The organism is Tardiphaga sp. (assembly GCF_041424195.1).
Lineage (GTDB): Bacteria > Pseudomonadota > Alphaproteobacteria > Rhizobiales > Xanthobacteraceae > Tardiphaga.
Map to the genome: position 1 here is coordinate 1 of NZ_JBGMOE010000009.1, position 2,655 is coordinate 2,655.

Annotated in this window: 3 protein-coding genes; all 3 read left to right on the forward strand. The window is 57.8% G+C overall.

The window, feature by feature from the left end:
• On the forward strand, positions 1–551 hold a 551-nt coding region (locus ACEK02_RS01310; protein WP_371420009.1), incomplete at its 5' end, for a TonB-dependent receptor domain-containing protein.
• A complete protein-coding gene (locus ACEK02_RS01315; RefSeq protein WP_371420010.1) occupies positions 541–1,902 on the forward strand; it encodes a nucleobase:cation symporter-2 family protein in 1,362 nt (453 codons plus the stop codon). The genes ACEK02_RS01310 and ACEK02_RS01315, both read left to right, overlap by 11 nt.
• A gap of 28 nt (positions 1,903–1,930) precedes the next feature.
• Positions 1,931–2,655, forward strand: a 725-nt coding sequence (locus ACEK02_RS01320) for an isopenicillin N synthase family dioxygenase (RefSeq protein WP_371420011.1), incomplete at its 3' end; no start/stop codon positions are given.

A 2,655-nucleotide genomic window follows, 5' to 3' on the forward strand; every position in this document is an offset into this window, starting at 1 on the left:
CCTTGCGGAGCCTGAATCAGATCATCCCTCTGAGATCAATGGGTCCTGAGCCTAACGGCGAGCTTGTCGGCGACTATATTGCCCTCGATCCGTCACGTGCACATCAGGCGACGCTCAGTGCAGCCGCATTGGGATACGGTCCGTTCGACGCTTACACGATCAACCTGCGCGCTCAGCAGGTCCGCAACACCAACGGGAATAAGCCCCCGAAGATTCCGTCGTGGCAAGGCGGCATAGGGTTGACCCACACGCTCGAGCTTGGGGGCGCGAGCACCCTAAAGTCGCACGTCGAACTTCTCTACCGTGGGAAGTTTCAGTATCGCATATTCAACGACGGCGCTCGTGACGTAGTTCCAGCTTACACACTCGTGAACGCCAACTTCACGTATCAACCTTCCGATACGCGCTGGACGCTCGGCCTTACCGTCACGAACTTGTTTGACAAAGCCGCCATCGCGTCGCGGTACTCAAACCCCTTCGGGAGCTTTACAACCAGTGACATGTACGTGCCGCCGCGTCAGGTCATCGGATCGGTGAAGTATGCATTCTGAGGTCTGCCAACTGGACCCGGTCGACGTCATTCCGGCGCCCGGCCAGTTGGCGGCCCTATCTATGCAGCATGTGCTGACCATGTATGCCGGAGCCGTCACCGTTCCCCTGCTGATTGCGTCTGCTTTGCGGCTCAGTCAGCAGGACGCGGCCTACCTCGTGAGCGCAGATTTGTTCGCATGTGGTATCGTCACGCTCATCCAGAGCCTCGGGATAGGGTCCTTCGGCGCAAGGGTTCCCGTCGTCATGGGAGTGACGTTCGTCGGTGTCATGCCGGCCATTGCAATTGCACAACAACCCGGCCTCGGCTTGCCGGGAGTTTTTGGCGCTTCGATTATGGCTGGTCTGCTGGTCATGCCGCTTGCCGGCATGGTTGGCAGGTTTCGCAACTTGTTCACGCCTGCCGTCACCGGCACAGCCATGCTGCTTATTGGCCTATCTTTGATGAGTGTCGCGGTGGACTGGGCTGCCGGGGGTGCGGAAGCGTCTGATTATGGCGCTCCGCGTAACCTGGCGATTGCGGCGTTGACCGTTGTCACCATTCTGGTCTGCTCGCGCCTTCTGCGAGGTTTTGGCGCTAACTGTGCCATTCTGATTGGGATGTCCGCAGGGTACCTGGTGGGGTGGCTGGCTGGCATGGTCAATCTTGAAAACATCGCCAGCGAGCCAGTCGTCCGCCTTGTCACTCCTTTTCACTTTGGTGTGCCCGTGTTCGACCCTGTCGCGGTGATTTCGATGATCATCGTGCTGATGGTTACGATGGTGGAATCGAGCGGTATGCTGACCATGCTCGGCGAGATTGTCGACCGGCCAATGGACGATAAACGTCTTGAATCCGGGCTGCGCGCGGATTGCATCGGTGCGGTTGTCGGCGGCCTATTCAACAGCTTTCCTTACACTTCATACGCACAGAACATAGCTCTGGTCAGCCTCACTGGCGTCCGCAGCCGATTTGTATGCGTCGGTGCGGCCGTCATCATGATGGCGCTGGCGCTTCTGCCGAAGCTCTCGACCTTGGTCGCGGCCATCCCGCCCAGTGTCTTGGGAGGAGCGGCGCTTATTCTCTTTGGCATGGTTGCGGTCTCCGGCATCCGATCGTTGGCCGCCGCTGGTCTCGACAAATCGCGCGATCAGATGTTGATTGTCGCAACCAGTCTCGCCATCGGCCTCATACCGAGCATGTCGCAACGTTTTTTCGCGCATGTTCCGGACGCTCTGGCTCCATTCACACACAGTGGCGTGCTGCTGGGTATCCTCACTGCGGTCGCCCTCAGTTTTTTCCTTAGACGCCAGGAAATTCCAGGTGCTGCAGCTGTGGCGCCGCCAGCAAACCCTGAAACCATTCTGGCATGATTGATCGGCCAGTCCACGGAGAGTTGAAATGAAGTTTGATGGTAATCCCATCCCGGTGATCGACATCTCTGCTGCGGTGAGCGGCTCAGAATCGGGAAAGCAGGCAGTTGCCGACAAGGTTGGCGCCGCCGCTCGCAGCATCGGGTTCCTGGTCATCTCAGGTCATGGCGTTTCCGAGGCGGTCATCGAGGCGGCTTCTGCTGCGTCGCGCCGGTTTTTTGATCTGCCACCAGAGCGCAAAGCTGCTTATCGGTCCGGTGATCCCGAGATCTATCGGGGCTACTTTGGCATGGAAACGGGAAATCTCGCAGCCACCATCGGCGACAAACAGGCCAAGCCGGATCACCGAGAGTACTTCAACTTCGGCCGCTTCGAAATAAATTCCGGCGATCCGTACTATCAGACAGAAACAGCGCATCGGATATTCAAAGAAAATATCTGGCCTGAGGCGGATGTTCCTGAGTTTAAGCCGGCTTTGATGGCCTATTACAAGGAAATGGAGCGCCTTGGGAACCTCCTCATGGAGCTTTGCGCACGCGCCCTTGAACTCTCGCCGGATTGGTTTGTCGACAAGTACGACAAGCACATAACCAACATGGTTGTAACCAATTATCCCGATCAACCCGAAGAACTCGAGCTGGGCCAGCTCCGGGCAGGTGCGCATACTGATTACGGAGGCCTGACGCTCCTGAAGACTGAGGTGAGAACACCGGGAATAAAAGGGGCCACGGATCGGCCGGTAGCACCGGATTA